Annotated in this window: 1 protein-coding gene and 1 pseudogene; both read left to right on the top strand. The window is 71.0% G+C overall.

Annotated elements, in window-relative coordinates; genetic code table 11:
- Positions 1-91: 91 nt before the first annotated feature.
- A complete protein-coding gene (locus AC1D12_RS32880) occupies positions 92-832 on the top strand; it encodes a response regulator (protein WP_477845314.1) in 741 nt (246 codons plus the stop codon).
- An 81-nt stretch (positions 833-913) separates the two neighbouring features.
- Positions 914-1630: pseudogene (locus AC1D12_RS32885) on the top strand (hybrid sensor histidine kinase/response regulator); the annotation flags it as partial.

The raw sequence follows: 1630 nt of genomic DNA on the forward strand, positions 1-1630 counted from the left end.
CTTCAGGGGGTGCGGGGCGTCCGGGGCGCTCGGCTAGCATCGGCGCTTTGCCCCGGGCCGAGGGCTCACAGCGCACGAAAGGGATGTCGCGATGAAAGTGCTGTTGGTCGATGACCATCCGTTGATCCTGTCGGCCTTGCAGACCGTGATCCAGGGCCTGGGCGACCACGTCAGCGTGGTCGGTGCCGGCAGTGCCCGCGCCGCGCGCGAGACGCTGGCCGCCGACAACGACTTCGACCTGGTGCTGCTCGACCTGCACCTGGGCGACGCCGACGGCTTCGACCTGCTGGTCGAGTTCCGCAGCACCTACCCGGCGCTGCCGGTGGTGGTGGTGTCGGCCTCCGACCGCGCGAGCGACGTGATCCGCTCGATCGACCTGGGCGCGATGGGCTTCGTGCCGAAGCGCGCCTCCAACGAGACCTTGTTCGACGCGCTGCGCATGGTGATGTCCGGCGGCATCTACGTGCCGCCGATCAGCATCGGCAACGACCGGCCGTCCGAGCGCGCGCAGGATTCGCCGTGGGGCGTGCCGGCCGCCGTCAACCAGATCGGCGAGGCGGCCAAGGGCGGCAGCTTCCAGCAGCACCCGTCGATCGCGTCGCTGGGCCTCACGCCGCGCCAGACCGACGTGCTGGCGCTGCTGCTGCAGGGCAACCCGAACAAGCTGATCGCCCGTGAGCTGGGGCTGTCGGTCGAGACGGTGAAAGACCACGTGGCCGCGGTGCTGCGGGTGCTGAACGTGAGCTCGCGCACGCAGGCGGTGCTGGCGGTGAGCCAGATGACGCAAGCGCACGGCGGCTTCTCGGCCTGGCGCCACAACCGCCCGCGCTAGAAATGACCGCCCCCACGTCACTGCGTTCCTGCCCCCCGAGGGGGCGCTCAGCCGCCTTGGGGCGGCCCGGCGGCGGCTGAGATGGCGGTCGCCGCCCCGCCCGCGGCACAGGCCGCCTCCCTGCGCGAGCTGACCGAAGTCGAGCGCATCCACGGGCTGTATTCGTACGTGCCGACCACGCTGGCCGGCAATGCGGCCGGCGCGTCGGTGATGGCGCTGCTGTTCTGGGACCACGCGCCGCGCTGGCTGCTGGCGGCCTGGATGGTGATGTTCTGGGGGCTGTGGGCGTTTCGGGTGTGGGCGCTGGTGGCGTTCCGCGGGCGCAACGTGCAGACGCTGGCGGCGGCGCAGCCGTGGTTCCGCATCTGGGTCGGCGCGACGATGGGCTCGGGCATCGTCTGGGGCTCGGCGGCGTGGCTGTTCTATCCCCACGGCGGCACGACAGAGCGCATCGGGCTGCTGCTGACGGTGTACAGCTTCTGCGTGGCCGGCATGCCGATCCTCGCGCCGATGCGCAAGGTCTACAACACCTTCGCGCTGCTGTGCTTTGCGCCGACGGTGCTGCGCGTGGGGTTGCCGGGCGGCTTCGACGACCTGGTGCTGGCCGGCGTGCTGCTGACGATCGTCGCGATGACGACGCTGCTCGCGAGCGACTACCGGCTCAACTACGAGAACCTGCTGAAGCTGAAGCTGCGCGCCGACGAGCTGGGGGCGCAGCTGCGCGCCGAGAAGGCGGCTGCCGATGCGGCGCGCCAGCAGGCCGAGGTGGCGAACCGCTCGAAGACGCAGTTCTTCGCG

This window comes from Rhizobacter sp. P1_G5 (genome assembly GCF_056405435.1).

Excerpts from the sequence above, each read along its gene's own strand:
- AC1D12_RS32880 (WP_477845314.1), top strand. The coding sequence starts at position 92 with ATGAAAGTGCTGTTGGTCGATGACCATCCGTTGATCCTGTCGGCCTTG.